Below are 14,824 nucleotides of genomic sequence, written 5' to 3'. Positions count from 1 at the left end.
GGTTAGAGGCGAGCGGTCTGCCACTACCGTCGTTCCGGCCACCGCCGTCGTTCCGGCCACCGCCGTCGTTTCGGCCGCCACCGTCGTTCCCGCGCAGGCGGGAACCCAATTTCGTGCCGAAGCTAGTGACGGCTCGACAAACTTGGGTTCCCGCCTGCGCGGGAACGACGAGAGTAGTGGCCGGAACGACGGTGGCACGACGTGCCGAATGGGGTGGTCGTTTACGCCGCCTGCCCAATATTAGCCAAACCAACCGCCCCCGACAACAGCAACAGCAGCAGCATCCATAAAAGCAACGCCCGCCATACCAATCCCACCGTGCTTTGCAGCGCGCGCGCGTTCGGCTCTTCGCCCGGCATCACTTCCACTTCGCTATACGTGCTGTCGACCGTGGCCGCATCCGGCGGCAACACCTTGGACGCATTCTCGTTAGGCGTGCCCAAACGCACGCCCATGGCTCCGCCCCCGGCCGACAGGATGATCCCGCGCGCCTCGTCGTTCCAGCGATGGGCGAAATTGCGCCACGCGTAAATGGCATCTTCAAAGTTGCCCACCACCGCGAACGCCACCGCCGTCAAGCGCACCGGCAGCCAGTCGATCCAGTAAAACGCGCGCGCGGCGAACTGGCCGAAGGCTTCGTTACGCATGTGATCGGGCTCGTTCCACGCCCGCGCCAGGTATTCCGACACGCGGTACATCACCGCGCCGGCCGGCCCCACGATCAAAAACCAGAAAAACACGCCGAACACATTGCGGTGGGTGGTCACCAGCGATTTTTCCACGGCGATGCGGGCCACTTCCGACGCTTCCATGCCGACCGTGTCGATGCGCACCCACTCCGACAGCAGCGCGCGCGCGCCGGCCTCGTCGCCCGCGCTCAGGGCCACCTGGATCGAACTGAAATAGTGGCTGTAATGACGGAAGCCCAAGGTCAGATAGACAATCAGCACATTCCATGCAAAGGCGATGAATACCAGCTGGTAGTGGTACAGCAGAAAGGAAATCAGGGCCGTCGGGCCCACCAGCAGCAGGATGACCAGCACCCAGCCCATGCGGCCGTTGCTGGCGTCGCCCGCGTTGAACCACCCCTCCATGCGCATCGCAAAATGCTTGATCTCCGCATAAATCAGATTGTCTGCCCGCAGCGGCTTGAGCTGTTCGATCAGCAGCGCGCAGAGAATGGAGAGAAATGTCATCGAAGGTCCTTTGTACTTTTTGAAATGAAGCAGCAGAGCAATTCATCAATGCCCGCTACGATAGCGCAGAGCACCGATTCAATCAAACATATTGGCGCTCCAGCCGGACCCGCCCTGCCCCGGTTCAGGCCCGCAGGAAGTGAAACAGATTGCGCAGCATGCCGGCGGTGGCCCCCCAGATGAAGAAGCGATCATACGGCATGGCGTAGAAGCTGCGCTGCCCCGCTCCCTCGGGCAGTTCCAGCGAGAGGCGCTGGTGGTTCATGCCGTCCATCAGGAATTGCAGCGGCACTTCAAAGATTTCGGCCACTTCATTGGTGTCGGCGGCCAGCTCGAACGGCGGCGCGATCAGGCCCACCACCGGCGTGACCCGGTAGCCGGTGCCGGTAATGTAATCGGGCAAGGTGCCGATCACGTCCACGTGGCGGCGCTGCAGGCCGATTTCTTCCTCGCTCTCGCGCAGCGCCGTGTCGATGGCCGAGGCGTCATAGCTCTCGGCGCGCCCGCCCGGAAAACTGATCTGCCCCGCGTGCGCCGACAGGTGCGCCGTGCGCACGGTCAGCAGCATGGTCAGGCCGCCCTCGCGCTGCACCAGCGGCAGCAGCACCGAGGCCGGCGTCATCACCGTGCGTTCGGCCCAGGATTCGCCCGGCGGCTCCGGCTGCCAGTCGGCGGGACTGGCAAAACGCTGGCGCAGCCACGCAGGCGTGAGGCGCTCGGGATCGAGCGCCGCTTCGCCGCCGAGGGCTTCAACGGGCAATTTTTCTGGATCAAAAATAATCTTGGGCAAGGGTATTGTCCTTTAAAACAAAAAAAGGCATCCGGGTAGGGATGCCTTTTTTGCAACGCAGATGCCGATTACTTGGCAGCGGCTGGAGTTGCAGCGCGACGGTTTGGCAGTTTTTCTTTGATACGTGCCGATTTACCCGAACGCTCACGCAGGTAGTACAGCTTGGCGCGGCGAACATCACCACGACGCTTGACTTCGATCGATGCGATCAGCGGGGAATACAGCTGGAACGTACGCTCGACGCCTTCGCCGGACGAGATCTTGCGAACGATGAAGTTCGAGTTCAGGCCACGGTTACGACGGGAGATCACGACGCCTTCGTATGCCTGGGCGCGCTTGCGGGTGCCTTCGACCACGTTGACGTTGACGATAACGGTATCGCCAGGTGCGAAATCAGGAATAGTCTTGCCCAGACGGGCAATTTCTTCTTGCTCAAGTTGCTGAATCAAATTCATTTTTAGGACTCCGATAACCATCTTGCTGGCGCTGCATTCGCCCAGTAGAGGATGGGGTTACTGATGCGGGCGAGATTGCCCGTACAGTGGCACTGCTTGGTACTGCAATAGCAGATTTACAAACCTGCAAGAAACTTTTCATCGGCCTTGCTCAGCAGTCCGGCGTTGCGCGCCTTGACCAGCAGATCGGGCCGTTTCTTCGCGGTGGCGTCGAGCATGCGCTCGCGCCGCCACTTGACAATCTCGGCATGGTTGCCGCCCATCAGGACCGGCGGCACCGGCACGCCTTCATACGTATCGGGACGGGTGTAATGGGGCGAGTCGAGCAAGCCGTTGACGAAACTGTCTTCGAGCGCCGAAGCGTCGTCGTTCAGTACACCAGGCAATTGCCGCACCACCGCATCCATCAGCGCCATCGCCGGCAATTCGCCGCCCGACAGCACGAAGTCGCCGAGGCTGATTTCCTCGTCGACGCAGCGCTCCAGCAAGCGCTGGTCGACCGCTTCGTAGCGTCCGCACAGCACGATCAAGCCCGCTTCATCCTTCAGGTCCATCACCCGCTCGTGGGTCAGCGCCCTGCCCTGCGGCGACATGAAGACCACGCGCGGCACCGGCAAGTCGAGCATGACCTGGCGCTGCTTGGCGGCGCCGATGGCAGCTTCGAGCGGCTTGGCCAGCATCACCATCCCCGGTCCGCCGCCATACGGGCGGTCGTCGACGGTACGGTGGTTATCGGTCGTGAAATCGCGCGGATTCCAGGTCGACAAGCCCCAGCGTTTCTGCTCGAAGGCGCGGCGGGTGACACCCGACTGCGTCAGTGCGGCAAACATCTCGGGAAACAAGGTCACGACATCAAATTGCATCGCGTTCTCGCCTTGCTTGAGCCTTAATAATCCAGACCCCAGTCCACCGTGATGGTCTTGCTTGTCTGGTCAACTGTTTTGACGAACTGGTCCACAAACGGAATCAGGCGCTCGGGCGCCTTGTCATCATTTGCGGCATCCGGCACCGGCGTGATGCGCAAAATCGATTGCGCGCCGTTGTGCATCATGTCGGACACCAGCCCCAAGGCTTCGCCTTGCAGGTTCACTACATTGAGCCCGATCAGATCGGACCAATAAAATTCATCGGCCGGCAGTTGCGGGAATTGGCTGCGCGGGATGGAAACAGCGGCGCCCTTGAGCGCCTCCGCGGCATCCCGCCCGAGCGTACCTGCCAACTGGGCCACGACGTCGCCGCCGTGTATTTTCGCAGTCCGTACGGAGACGGATTGCAGGCTGGGTTTATCCAGCCACCAGGTTTTCACGCTCAGCAACCCATCCGCGTCGGTGGAAAACGGGGTGACCCGTATCGAACCGGTGACGCCAAAGGCGCCGGACACATATCCGACTTGCGTCAGATCGTCAGGGATTTGCACCCCGGATGCTGCTGAACCGCTCAAACCCGGACCTGCTTAGGCTGCTGCTGGCGCTGCGACTGCAGGCTGGCTGTTCACCAGACGTGCAACGGTTGGCGACAATTGTGCGCCAACGCCTTGCCAGTAAGCCAGACGGTCTGCGGTGATACGCAGGCCGACTTCGCCACCAGCTGCCATCGGGTTGTAGAAACCGATGCGCTCGATGAAGCGGCCGTCGCGGCGATTGCGCGAGTCCGTTGCAACGATGTTGAAGAACGGGCGCTTCTTGGCGCCTCCACGAGCTAAACGAATAACGACCATAATAATTCCAAAAAGTTGTGCTGGGCGGAAAAAGCCGACAATTATAGCGCGCAATGCCGCGCAGCAGCAAGCGTTAATGACAACAGGGCGCGCACTTCGGGGCGAAGCAAAGATTATCGCCGATTTTGGCCCGGACCGCCAACTGCATCGTCGATGTCTGTCTCAGGAAACGCCGTGCTTTCCGGTCAGAATTGACCGATACTGCCTGCTTTCCCGCTTTCCGTGCCCGTTTCAGGCCCCCATTCATGTCCACATCGCACAAAAACAAGACCTTCGCCAGCTTCCTGGCCCTGCTCCTCGGCGCCCTCGGCGCCCACCGCTTTTACCTGCGCGGCAGCCTCGACAAGCTGGGCTTGCTGCACCTTGCCAGCCTGCCTATTGCCGGGCTGGTGTATGGACTGGCGCCCCAGGCCGACTGGTTTTTCAAGATCCTGCCGCTGGTGGTGTCCGCCATCGTCGGCTGCATCGAAGCGCTGGTGATCGGCCTGACCCCCGACGACAAATTCGATACGGCCTTCAATCCCGGCTCGGGCCGCACCACGGAATCGATCTGGGTGCTGGCACTGTTGTTGGTTTGCACAATGTTGGTGGCGGCGACGATGGGCATTGCCACCATCGCCCGCCTGTTCGACCTGCTTTACACGGGCGGCGCTTACGGCTGACCTACGTCCGGCGTCATCTTGCCGTGCCGCTCGCGCTGCTTGATGTCGCCACGCAGGCGCGCGGCACGCTGCTCGGCCGATTCGATGCGCAGGGCCGACTGCTTGGCGAAGCCGCCCGGTGGATTGAGCACCAGGTTGGCATCCCAGGTCTCGCCAGCCTTCATCATCAGCGGCGCCGGCAAGCGGTCGACGGCGGTCACGTCGATCCACGGGGCGATGCGCTGCAACACCAGCTTGATGCGCGGCTTGATGGCCGGCTCGGCAATGCGGCCACGCTCGCCCCAGCCGACGATCAGGTCGCTGCCGGTAGTCTGGTTGGCATAGCCCACGTCGTAGCGCACGTCGTGGCGGTAGCTCATCATGAATTCCTCGAACAGCATCGCCAGGTCTTCGCGCGAATTGTCATCCTCGAAAATCGAGTAGGCATAATCGTCCGATGCACGGTCGGAAGCGAAGAAGCGCCCGATGTCGGCCGCCGTGTACGCCTTTTGCACGTCCGTGGCGGTTTTGCCCTGGTACAGAACCTGCCCCATGCCCAGCATCTCGCTCGACTGCAGCGGGAACTGCGCGGCCAGCGCGTCCGACGGCAAGCTGCGCTTGCCGACCCGGTCGCCGATATTTTCCCAGATCGAGCGTTGCGGATCCATGGCGCGCTCGACCGACGGCAGGAAGTCGTTGGCGTGCGCCAGCTCGTGGTACATCAGGCGGCCCAGGTCGAACAGCAGCTCGTCGGTGGTGCGCGTGACGCGCGTCTTGGACGGATAGCTGCGGCGCGCGTAGGCGTTGTTCTTGACCGAGCGGCCCAGCGGAATGAAGTTCAGGTTGTCATCGAACGCCGAGCGGTAGTCGGGCACCTCGGTGACGACGTCGCGCTGCTCGGCCGTCAGCCACAAGTTGTTGGCGTCGAGATAAATCGCACCGGTGCCGGCGCTGTAGAAACTCGGCCGCACGTGCGAACCGATGACGATGGAGGACACGCTCGCCAGCAGGCGGCGGAAGTCGCTGTTGGCATCCTGGGTCAGCAGGAACTGTTCGAAATTGGCCCCCAGGAAATCGTGCGAGACGAGCACCCGGCCCATGATCTGGGCCACGCTCGGCACCACGCCGATGCCCGCTTCGGTCTGCAGCGGCGGCAGCACCTGCGCGGGGCACAAGGTGTTCGCGGAACCGGAGTAGCGTACCCCCACATCATAGGTGCAGCGCGCCAGCACGCCGGCGTAGGCACCGGCCTGGCGGTACGGATGCACGCGCGCGGTGATGTCGAACAGCGCACCCTGGCCGGGAACGGCCTGTGGGTCGAGGCTGACCAGCACGTCGTCGCTGTCCGTCGCGCCGGTGTTCAGGGTCATGGTGGCGCGGAAACGCAGCGCCACGTCGGCGCTCACCTGTGGCGCCTTGAACATCAGCAGTTGCGAATCCTTGGTATCCATCGTCACGGTCGGGCCGCTGACCTGGGTCCAGACGATGCTGACGACCTTGTCGCTGCCAATCAGGGTCGGCCAGGCGCGTATCGAGGTTTCGGTGCCGGGACGCACGGCGTGGTCGGCGCGCAAGGTGATGAAGCTGCCCGTTGGCGCCTCGCCCACGGTGACGTCGGTGCTCAGGGACTGGCGCGAACCGTCGGCCAGGGTGACGTCGGCGCGCAGGACGATTACGCCTTTCTGGTGCGGCTCGAACGAGACGGTCGGCGTGCGCGCCGCCTGCAGGGTGACCGCGGGGCCGCTCACCTGGGTCCAGCTGACATCGGCCAGCGGCGCGCCGCACGAGAGCACGCTGGCACCGGCGGCCTTGTCGGCGGCGACGGTTTTATCGGCGGCGATGTAGGCTTTACAGCCGTCCGGCTTGGTATCGGTGGGCGTTGGCGTCGGTGTGGGCGTGGTGTCTACCCGGCCCGGCACCCGGGTCGGATCGCCGCCCCCGCCGCCGCAGGCGGTAAACAGGGTGGCGATGGCGAGCGCGGCCGGAAGGCGCACTGCGTATTGTTGAATGTTCAAGATAAATCCTGTGGAATAGGGCAAACGTGGGATGTAAAGACCATGCGGGGGATTATAAACAGATGGCGGCAAACGAAGCACACCTTGCCGCGAATAATTGCTGTCTCGCAAGTGATCTACAATACGGTATGCGGCTCGTTGCCGGGCACGATAAATCGATCAGGAGAAGACTATGATGAAACGCAATTTGACACTGGCGCTGGTACTGGCGCTGAGCAGCGCGATGGGCACGGTCCACGCCTCGTCCGCGCAGGTGCGCGCCGCCGATGCGCAATATGCGCAGGACCGGGAAATCTGCAACGACGAGCGTAATGATGGGCAGCGCATGAAATGCCTGCGCGCGGCCAAGTCGGAAAATAAGCGCGCGCTGGCGGCGGCCGGTGGCGGCGAGCGTTACGACGATCGTAACGAGCCGCGCGCGGCCGCATGCCGCGACTGCGGCAAGGTGACGGCGGTGCGCAGCACGCGCCAGAAGGGCAATGCGAACGCGCTGGGCGTGATTGGCGGCGGCGCCGTGGGCGGCTTGCTGGGCAATCAGGTCGGCCGCGGTTCGGGCCGCGCGCTGGCTACGGTGGCCGGTGCGGTCGGTGGTGCGTATGCGGGGACGAAAATTCAGGAACACGCGAATGCGCATACCGTGTGGACGGTCGATGTCCAGTACGACAACGGCCAGCGCCGCTCGTTCAAGTTTAACAGTCAGCCGGGCCTGCAGCGCGGGGATCGCGTGCGCAATTCGGGCAATTCGATTCGCCGGTCGTAAGACCGCCGTCGGTACCCGACTACCCTCATCATCCGGGCCGCCACCCCGTCGTCTCCGGCATTGCCGGAACCGACTTCCCGCCACCACCCTCGTCGTTCCCGCGCAGGCGGGAACCCAAGTTCGTACCGCAGCATAGGCGGCTCGACAAAATTGGGTTCCCGCCTGCGCGGGAACGACGGGTCAAACTGTAACGGACGGATAGAACGGTAGCGACTTGCTTGACGTGCTTAGAACTGATCTTCCGTCAACGCCAGCACCCCTGCACTACCTTCCACAATCGCCGTACGCAATCCCGACGCCTGCGTCAGGATATGGTCCGCAAAGAAGCGCGCCGTCGCGATCTTGGCCTTGTAGAAGCCCGCATCGCCATCGCCGCCATCGATCTTCGCCTGCGCCACCAGCGCCGCGCGTGCCATCACCCAGCCACCAAGCACGATGCCGGCCAGTTTCAGGTACAGCACACTGCCCGAGAACACGCCCTTGATGTCGGTCTTCATGTTGGCGGCGACATACTCCACCACCGCTTCCAGCGCCACGCTGCCTTCGCTCAATGCGCGATGGATCGCCTTGAAGTCCGCGCCGCCCTGGGCCGCCAGCAGCGCCTCGGTCTCGCGCACCTGGCCGATGATCGACTTGGCCACGGCGCCGCCGTCGCGCACCGTCTTGCGGCCCACCAGGTCGTTCGCCTGGATCGCGGTCGTGCCTTCGTAGATGGTCAGGATCTTGGCATCGCGGTAGTGCTGCGCCGCGCCGGTTTCCTCGATAAAGCCCATCCCGCCGTGCACCTGCACGCCATCACGCGTGACGTCCTGCGACATCTCGGTCGACCAGCCTTTGATGATCGGCACCAGATATTCATACACCGCCAGGTTGGACGCGCGCACGGCCGCGTCGTCGTGGTGATGGGCGACGTCGCTGATGCCCGCGCCCACATACGCCAGCGCGCGCGCCGCCTCGACCTGCGAACGCATCGACATGAGCATGCGCCGCACATCAGGGTGATGGATGATCGATACCGGGCCGGCGGAACCGGCCAGGTCGCGCGACTGCACGCGGTCCTTGGCGAAGGCCACGGCCTGCTGGTACGACCGCTCGGCCAGGCCGATGCCCTGCAAGCCCACGCCGAAGCGCGCCGCGTTCATCATGATGAACATGTATTCGAGGCCGCGGTTTTCTTCGCCGACCAGGGTGCCGATCGCGCCACCGTTGTCGCCGAATTGCAGCACGGCGGTGGGACTGGCCTTGATGCCGAGTTTATGCTCGATCGAGACGCAGTGCGCGTCATTGCGCGCGCCCAGCGAGCCGTCGGCGTTGACCAGGAACTTGGGCACGATGAACAGCGAAATGCCCTTTACGCCCGGCGGCGCGCTTGGGGTGCGCGCCAGGACCAGGTGGACGATGTTTTCGGTCAGGTCGTGCTCGCCGTAGGTGATGAAGATCTTGGTGCCGAAGACCTTGTAGGTGCCGTCGCCCTGCGGCACGGCGCGCGTGCGCACGGCGGCCAGGTCCGACCCGGCCTGGGGCTCGGTCAGGTTCATGGTGCCGGTCCATTTGCCCGATACCAGCGGCTCCAGATAGGTCGCCTTCTGTTCGTCCGAGCCGGCCGTCAGCAGCGCTTCGATCGCGCCGTCCGACAGCAAGGCCACCAGCGCGAACGAGATGCTCGACGCGTTGAGCATTTCGATGCACGGCGTGGCAACCAGCTTGGGCAAGCCCTGGCCGCCGAAATCGGTCGGGTGCTGCACACCCTGCCAGCCGGCTTGCGCGAAGCCCTTGAAGGCATCCTTGAAGCCCTTGGAGGTGGTTACCTGGCCGTCGTGCCAGAAGCTCGGCTCCTTGTCGCTGGAGTGGTTCAATGGCGCGACGACGTTGGCGCAGAATTTCGCGTTTTCTTCGAGGACTGCTTCGACCGTGTCGGCGGTGGCGTCTTCGCAACCGGGCAGCGTGTTGACGGTGGACAGTCCGGCCAGTTCGTTCATCACGAACAGCATGTCTTTCAGCGGGGCTTTGTAAGTCACCTTGATCTCCTAAAATTGCGCTTCCAATGGACGTGTAGGGTGGGCACAGGGTTCCCGTGCCCACCCTACAGGTGTTTGCTGCAGATGCTGTACGGTAGCCGACGCGGTAGCCGGCGCGGTAGCCGACGCGGCTTAGCCGAGTTGCTTGACCAGGTCAGGCACTACCTCGAACAGGTCGCCAACGATGCCGTAGTCGGCCACCGAGAAGATCGGCGCTTCCGGATCCTTGTTGATCGCAACGATGGTCTTCGAGTCCTTCATGCCGGCCAAATGCTGGATGGCGCCGGAAATGCCGACCGCGATGTACAGCGACGGTGCGACGATCTTGCCGGTCTGGCCAACTTGCCAGTCGTTCGGCACGAAGCCGGCGTCGACCGCGGCGCGCGATGCGCCCATGGCGGCATTGAGCTTGTCGGCCAGCGGTTCGAGGATCTTGAAGTTGTCGCCCGAGCCCATGCCGCGGCCACCGGAAACGATGATTTTTGCGGCGGTCAGTTCAGGACGATCCGACTTGGCCAGTTCGCGGCCGACGAAAGTCGACTTGCCCGAATCGGCAACCGCGGCGATGGCTTCGGTGGCAGCCGAGCCGCCTTCGGCCGCAGCCGAATCGAAACCGGTGGTGCGCACGGTGATGACCTTGATCTTGTCCGACGACTGCACGGTGGCGATCGCGTTACCGGCGTAGATGGGACGCTCGAAGGTGTCCGGCGAATCGACCTTGGTGATCTCGGAGATCTGCGCCACGTCCAGCTTGGCGGCCACGCGCGGCAGGATGTTTTTGCCGTAGGCGGTTGCCGGAGCGAGGATGTGCGAGTACGACGCCGCCAGGCCCAGGACCTGCTCGGCCACGTTTTCGGCCAGGCCGTCGGCGTGGTGAGGCGCGTCGGCCACGAGGACCTTGGTCACGCCGGCGATGGCGGCTGCTTGCGCGGCGGCGCCGCCGCAGTTGCTGCCAGCAACGAGGATGTGCACTTCGCCGCCGCAGGCGATCGCAGCGGTGACGGTGTGGTGGGTGCTTCCCTTGAGGGAGGCGTTGTCGTGTTCAGCAATAACTAATGCGACCATGATTTTTCCTGTATTTTTAGGTGAGACGGCCAGGCCGCGATCAGATAACTTTGGCTTCGGTGCGCAGCTTGGCGACCAGGGTGGCCGCATCCGGCACCTTGATGCCGGCCGAACGCTTGGCTGGCTCGACGACCTTCAAGGTCTTCAGGCGCGGCGCAACGTCGACGCCCAGCTCTTCCGGCTTGACCACGTCCAGCGGCTTTTTCTTGGCCTTCATGATATTCGGCAGGGTCACGTAGCGCGGCTCGTTCAGGCGCAGGTCGGTCGTGATGATCGCCGGCAAGGTGAGCGCCAGGGTTTCCAGGCCGCCGTCGACTTCGCGGGTGACGGTGACTTTGCCGTCTTCCAGCACGACTTTCGAGGCGAACGTGGCTTGCGGCCAGCCCAGCAGGGCGGCGAGCATCTGGCCGGTCTGGTTCGAGTCGTCATCGATGGCTTGCTTGCCCAGGATGATCAGCTGCGGTTGCTCCTTGTCGGCCAGCGCCTTGAGCAGCTTGGCCACGGCCAGCGGTTCGAGGTCGGCGGTGGTTTCGACCAGGATGCCGCGATCGGCGCCGATGGCCATGCCGGTGCGCAGGGTTTCCTGGCACTGGGTCACGCCGCAGGACACGGCCACCACTTCGGTGACCTTGCCGGCTTCCTTCAGGCGCATCGCTTCTTCCAGCGCGATCTCGTCGAAAGGATTCATCGACATTTTGACATTGGCGATATCGACGCCGCTGCCGTCGGATTTCACACGCACTTTGACGTTGTAGTCGACCACGCGTTTGACGGGAACCAGGACTTTCATAGGGGTGCCTTTGGAAGAATGAATAAGGTGACTTGACTAAAGTGGCCTAGATTATAAGAGAAAAACCGTTTTCACGCTAAATTAAAGCACGATCGTGCGATTTTTAGCTAGAGGAAAACACCTAATCATCGGGCCTTGTCATGAAGTCGGGAAAGTGTTCGAGTCGATTCTGCGGGGCATGCCGGTGCGCTGCCCCGTCCGGGATATTATTTGCGGCGCATCAAAAAGATGAATTCGCGGCCGTTTTGGGTGTGGGAAACGAGGGCATTGCCGGTCTGCTTGGCAAACGCCTGGAAGTCGCGCACGGAGCCGGTGTCGGTGGCGACGATGCGCAGCACTTCCCCGCTTTCCATTTCCGCAAGCGCCTTCTTGGCCTTGAGGATCGGCAATGGGCAATTGAGTCCCCGCGCGTCGAGTTCCTTCTGGTATTCCATGATTTCGCTGTCGAAAGTTGTGTCGCTCATCGCTTGCTCTTAGGGTGGATTGGATTACTCACCCAACAAATATACTCCAAATCCGCAAATTTGACGCACCGCACCAATATATAAATTGCTTGTTGCATGGTCACAACGACAATAACGGAACTGCAACTGAAATTGTAAGCTAGATGTAAGAAATGTCTGAAGTGATGCGGCGGGTCGGTTTTCACCGTACTGCGACGTATGGTTCGATGTCGTCGTCCCCGCGCAGGCGGGGACCCAAGTTCGTGCTGTAGTCACAGGCTAAGCGAGCAACTTGGGTCCCCGCCTACGCCGGGACGACGTGGCCATTACGTACGCTCGGCCACCCACGCCGTCACACCAGCCAGCGCCGCATCCAGGCCGCTCGGATCGGTACCGCCGGCACGCGCCATGTCCGGACGTCCGCCACCCTTGCCGCCGACTTGCTGGGCCACGAAGTTGACCAGCTCGCCCGCCTTGACCTTGGACGTGGCGTCCGCCGTCACGCCGGCGATCAGGTTCACCTTGCCGTCAGCCACGCTGGCGAGCACGATGGCGGCCGTTTTCAGCTTGTCCTTGAGCTTATCCATGGTTTCGCCCAGACGCGCCGAATCGGCGCCTTCCAGGACCGCTGCAACGACCTTGATGCCATTCACGTCGACGGCCTGGGTCACCAGTTCATCGCCCTGCCCTGCCGCCAGTTTCGACTTCAGCGCGGCCAATTCCTTTTCCAGCGACTTGACATGATCCTGCACCTGCGCGATGCGGTTGGTCAGTTCGTCCGGCGTGGTTTTCAACGCGCCAGCCGCTTCCTGCACGCGGCGGTTGAGCGACTGCACCAGCGCCAGCGCGCCTTCGCCGGTGACGGCTTCGACGCGGCGGATGCCCGCTGCGACACCGCCTTCGCCGATGATCTTGAAAAGGCCGATGTCGCCGGTGCGGCCAACGTGGACGCCACCGCACAGCTCTTTGGACGAACCGATATCGAGCACGCGCACTTCGTCGCCGTACTTCTCGCCGAACAGCGCCATGGCGCCATGCTTGACGGCGTCGTCGAACGTCATGTTATGCGCGGCCGTCGCATGGTTTTCCAGGATCTCGCGGTTGACGATCACTTCGACCTGGGCGATCTGGTCGGCCGTCAGCGGCGCGTTGTGCGAGAAGTCGAAACGGGTGCGGTCGGGATCGACCACCGAACCTTTTTGCGCCACATGGTCGCCCAGCACTTCGCGCAGCGCCTTGTGCATCAGGTGCGTTGCGGAGTGATTGCGGATGGTGCGCGCGCGCTTGGCTTCGTCGACGTTGGCATTGACCGTGTCGCCCACCTTGAGCACGCCGGAGCTCAGCACGCCGTGGTGGCCGAACACGTCGGCCTGCACCTTGAGCGTGTCGGCCACGGCGAATGTAGCGCCATCGGACGTGAGCATGCCCTGATCGCCCACCTGGCCGCCCGATTCGGCGTAGAACGGCGTGGTATCGAGCACCACGATGCCGCTCTGGCCGGCCGGCAGTTCCTGTACCGCGCTGCCGTCGGCGTACAGGGCCACCACGCGGCTGGCGTGCGCCAGGCTGTCGTAGCCGACGAATTTGTTTTTCTCGCCCGTGTATTCGACGTTTTTCTGCTTGGCGCCGCCGGCGCCGCCGTCGATTTCCTTGTCGCGCTTCATGGCTTCGTGGAAGCCGGCTTCATCGAAATCGATACCGCGCTCGCGGCAAATGTCGGCGGTCAAATCGAGCGGGAAGCCATAGGTGCCGTACAACAGGAAAGCGGTGGCGCCATCGAGCTTGCCAGGGTTCTTGGCCAACTGCACTTCCAGCACTTTCATGCCATTTTCAAGCGTCCTGCCAAAATTGATTTCTTCGCCTTCGATCATGTCGGCGACACGCTTCTTGACCGCGGCCAGTTCCGGATAGGCCGCGCCCATCTCGATGTTCAGGTCTTCCACCAGCTTGAAAAAGAACGGCTTGGTCTGGCCCAGCTTGTGGCCGTGGCGCAGCGCGCGGCGGATGATGCGGCGCAGGACGTAGGCACGCCCTTCGCTGCCCGGAATGACGCCGTCGACGATCATGAAAGCCGACGCGCGGATATGGTCGGCGATCACGCGCAGCGATTTGTTTTCGAGGTCGGTGGTGCCGGTTTCGCGCGCGGCTGCCTTGATCAAGGCCTGGAACAGGTCGATCTCGTAGTTCGAGTGCACGTGCTGCAGCACGGCGGCGAGGCGCTCCATGCCCATGCCGGTGTCGACACATGGCTTGGGCAGCTTGTGCATGACACCCGCTTCGTCGCGGTTGAACTGCATGAACACCAGGTTCCAGATTTCGATGAAGCGGTCGCCGTCTTCGTCGGGCGAGCCAGGCGGGCCGCCCGGAATGTCGGCGCCGTGGTCGTAGAAGATCTCGGTGCACGGGCCGCATGGGCCGGTGTCGGCCATCTGCCAGAAGTTGTCCGAGGCGTAGCGCGCGCCCTTGTTGTCGCCGATGCGGATGATGCGCTCTTTCGGCACGCCCACTTCGTTGGCCCAGATGTCGTAGGCTTCGTCATCTTCCATGTAGACGGTGACGGTCAGCTTTTCGGCTGGCAGGCCGTACACCTTGGTCAGCAGCTCCCAGGCGTAGTTGATGGCGTCGCGCTTGAAATAGTCGCCGAAGCTGAAATTGCCCAGCATTTCGAAGAAGGTGTGGTGACGCGCGGTGTAGCCGACGTTTTCCAGGTCATTGTGCTTGCCGCCGGCGCGCACGCAGCGCTGCACGGAAGTGGCGCGCGTGTACGGACGGCTGTCGGTGCCGGTAAACACATCCTTGAACTGCACCATGCCGCTGTTGGTCAGCATCAGGGTCGGATCGTTGCCCGGTACGAGTGAGCTCGAACGGACAATCGTATGGCCTTTGGATTCGAAGAACTTCAGGAATTTGTCGCGGATTTCGGATGATTTCATG

The 14,824-nt window shown here is 62.8% G+C and carries 14 protein-coding genes; 2 read left to right on the top strand and 12 right to left on the bottom strand.

The genetic code is table 11. The annotated features are described in order from the left end of the window. Positions 1-221: 221 nt before the first annotated feature. From IV454_RS15870 to rpsP, 6 genes are all read right to left on the bottom strand, one after another. On the bottom strand, positions 222-1,196 hold the full coding sequence (locus tag IV454_RS15870) for a CobD/CbiB family protein (RefSeq protein ID WP_054266857.1): 975 nt from the start codon (positions 1,194-1,196) through the stop codon (positions 222-224). 124 nt (positions 1,197-1,320) lie between these two features. Then, entirely contained in the window at positions 1,321-1,986 is a 666-nt protein-coding gene (locus IV454_RS15865; RefSeq protein ID WP_206092212.1) for a CoA pyrophosphatase, read from the bottom strand. Positions 1,987-2,054: 68 nt separating this feature from the next. Continuing rightward, positions 2,055-2,441 (bottom strand): 50S ribosomal protein L19, encoded by a 387-nt coding sequence (gene rplS, locus IV454_RS15860; protein WP_054266855.1) that lies wholly within the window; start codon positions 2,439-2,441, stop codon positions 2,055-2,057. Between the two features lie 116 nt (positions 2,442-2,557). After that, a complete protein-coding gene (gene trmD / locus IV454_RS15855) occupies positions 2,558-3,304 on the bottom strand; it encodes a tRNA (guanosine(37)-N1)-methyltransferase TrmD (RefSeq protein WP_206092211.1) in 747 nt (248 codons plus the stop codon). A gap of 23 nt (positions 3,305-3,327) precedes the next feature. Continuing rightward, the gene (rimM, locus tag IV454_RS15850) at positions 3,328-3,858 is read right to left on the bottom strand and encodes a ribosome maturation factor RimM (protein ID WP_206092210.1); all 531 of its coding nucleotides are present in this window, start codon (positions 3,856-3,858) and stop codon (positions 3,328-3,330) included. A gap of 36 nt (positions 3,859-3,894) precedes the next feature. Beyond that, positions 3,895-4,158 (bottom strand): 30S ribosomal protein S16, encoded by a 264-nt coding sequence (gene rpsP, locus IV454_RS15845; protein ID WP_082692444.1) that lies wholly within the window; start codon positions 4,156-4,158, stop codon positions 3,895-3,897. Between the two features lie 245 nt (positions 4,159-4,403). Between rpsP and IV454_RS15840 the strand changes: the two genes are divergently transcribed. Continuing rightward, entirely contained in the window at positions 4,404-4,820 is a 417-nt protein-coding gene (locus IV454_RS15840; protein WP_206092209.1) for an NINE protein, read from the top strand. Here the strand turns inward: IV454_RS15840 and IV454_RS15835 are convergent. Further along, positions 4,811-6,814 (bottom strand): hypothetical protein, encoded by a 2,004-nt coding sequence (locus IV454_RS15835; protein WP_206092208.1) that lies wholly within the window; start codon positions 6,812-6,814, stop codon positions 4,811-4,813. The genes IV454_RS15840 and IV454_RS15835 overlap by 10 nt on opposite strands. A gap of 172 nt (positions 6,815-6,986) precedes the next feature. Here IV454_RS15835 and IV454_RS15830 point away from each other — a divergent pair, with 172 nt between their 5' ends. Continuing rightward, positions 6,987-7,574, top strand: coding sequence for a glycine zipper 2TM domain-containing protein (locus tag IV454_RS15830; RefSeq protein ID WP_206092207.1), 588 nt, complete (start codon positions 6,987-6,989; stop codon positions 7,572-7,574). Positions 7,575-7,801: 227 nt separating this feature from the next. On the opposite strand, the gene IV454_RS15825 is transcribed toward IV454_RS15830, so the two are convergent. The 5 genes from IV454_RS15825 to alaS all read right to left on the bottom strand — a co-directional run bounded on the left by IV454_RS15825 (position 7,802) and on the right by alaS (position 14,823). Further along, the gene (locus IV454_RS15825) at positions 7,802-9,592 is read right to left on the bottom strand and encodes an acyl-CoA dehydrogenase (protein WP_206092206.1); all 1,791 of its coding nucleotides are present in this window, start codon (positions 9,590-9,592) and stop codon (positions 7,802-7,804) included. Positions 9,593-9,724: 132 nt separating this feature from the next. Next, on the bottom strand, positions 9,725-10,657 hold the full coding sequence (locus tag IV454_RS15820) for an electron transfer flavoprotein subunit alpha/FixB family protein (protein ID WP_054266848.1): 933 nt from the start codon (positions 10,655-10,657) through the stop codon (positions 9,725-9,727). A 40-nt stretch (positions 10,658-10,697) separates the two neighbouring features. Beyond that, positions 10,698-11,447, bottom strand: a complete 750-nt coding sequence (locus IV454_RS15815) for an electron transfer flavoprotein subunit beta/FixA family protein (RefSeq protein WP_167091632.1) — start codon at positions 11,445-11,447, stop codon at positions 10,698-10,700. Between the two features lie 206 nt (positions 11,448-11,653). Further along, positions 11,654-11,881 carry a sulfurtransferase TusA family protein gene (locus IV454_RS15810; protein WP_206092702.1) on the bottom strand — a complete coding sequence of 76 codons (228 nt, stop codon included), beginning with the start codon at positions 11,879-11,881 and terminating at the stop codon, positions 11,654-11,656. Positions 11,882-12,216: 335 nt separating this feature from the next. After that, a complete protein-coding gene (gene alaS, locus IV454_RS15805; RefSeq protein ID WP_206092205.1) occupies positions 12,217-14,823 on the bottom strand; it encodes an alanine--tRNA ligase in 2,607 nt (868 codons plus the stop codon). Between the last annotated feature and the right edge of the window lies 1 nt (position 14,824).

The sequence above is a fragment of the Massilia antarctica genome (assembly GCF_015689335.1).
Taxonomy (GTDB): Bacteria; Pseudomonadota; Gammaproteobacteria; order Burkholderiales; family Burkholderiaceae_D; genus Telluria_A; species Telluria_A antarctica.
This window is presented reverse-complemented; position numbering and strand designations above follow the sequence as displayed.

Bases quoted from the DNA above. Each gene is read 5' to 3' on its own strand.
- rpsP (WP_082692444.1), bottom strand. From the start codon at position 4,158: ATGGTCGTTATTCGTTTAGCTCGTGGAGGCGCCAAGAAGCGCCCGTTC.
- trmD (WP_206092211.1), bottom strand. From the start codon at position 3,304: ATGCAATTTGATGTCGTGACCTTGTTTCCCGAGATGTTTGCCGCACTG.
- IV454_RS15830 (WP_206092207.1), top strand. From the start codon at position 6,987: ATGATGAAACGCAATTTGACACTGGCGCTGGTACTGGCGCTGAGCAGC.
- IV454_RS15840 (WP_206092209.1), top strand. From the start codon at position 4,404: ATGTCCACATCGCACAAAAACAAGACCTTCGCCAGCTTCCTGGCCCTG.
- rplS (WP_054266855.1), bottom strand. From the start codon at position 2,441: ATGAATTTGATTCAGCAACTTGAGCAAGAAGAAATTGCCCGTCTGGGC.
- IV454_RS15820 (WP_054266848.1), bottom strand. From the start codon at position 10,657: ATGGTCGCATTAGTTATTGCTGAACACGACAACGCCTCCCTCAAGGGA.
- IV454_RS15870 (WP_054266857.1), bottom strand. From the start codon at position 1,196: ATGACATTTCTCTCCATTCTCTGCGCGCTGCTGATCGAACAGCTCAAG.
- IV454_RS15810 (WP_206092702.1), bottom strand. From the start codon at position 11,881: ATGGAATACCAGAAGGAACTCGACGCGCGGGGACTCAATTGCCCATTG.
- alaS (WP_206092205.1), bottom strand. From the start codon at position 14,823: ATGAAATCATCCGAAATCCGCGACAAATTCCTGAAGTTCTTCGAATCC.
- IV454_RS15815 (WP_167091632.1), bottom strand. From the start codon at position 11,447: ATGAAAGTCCTGGTTCCCGTCAAACGCGTGGTCGACTACAACGTCAAA.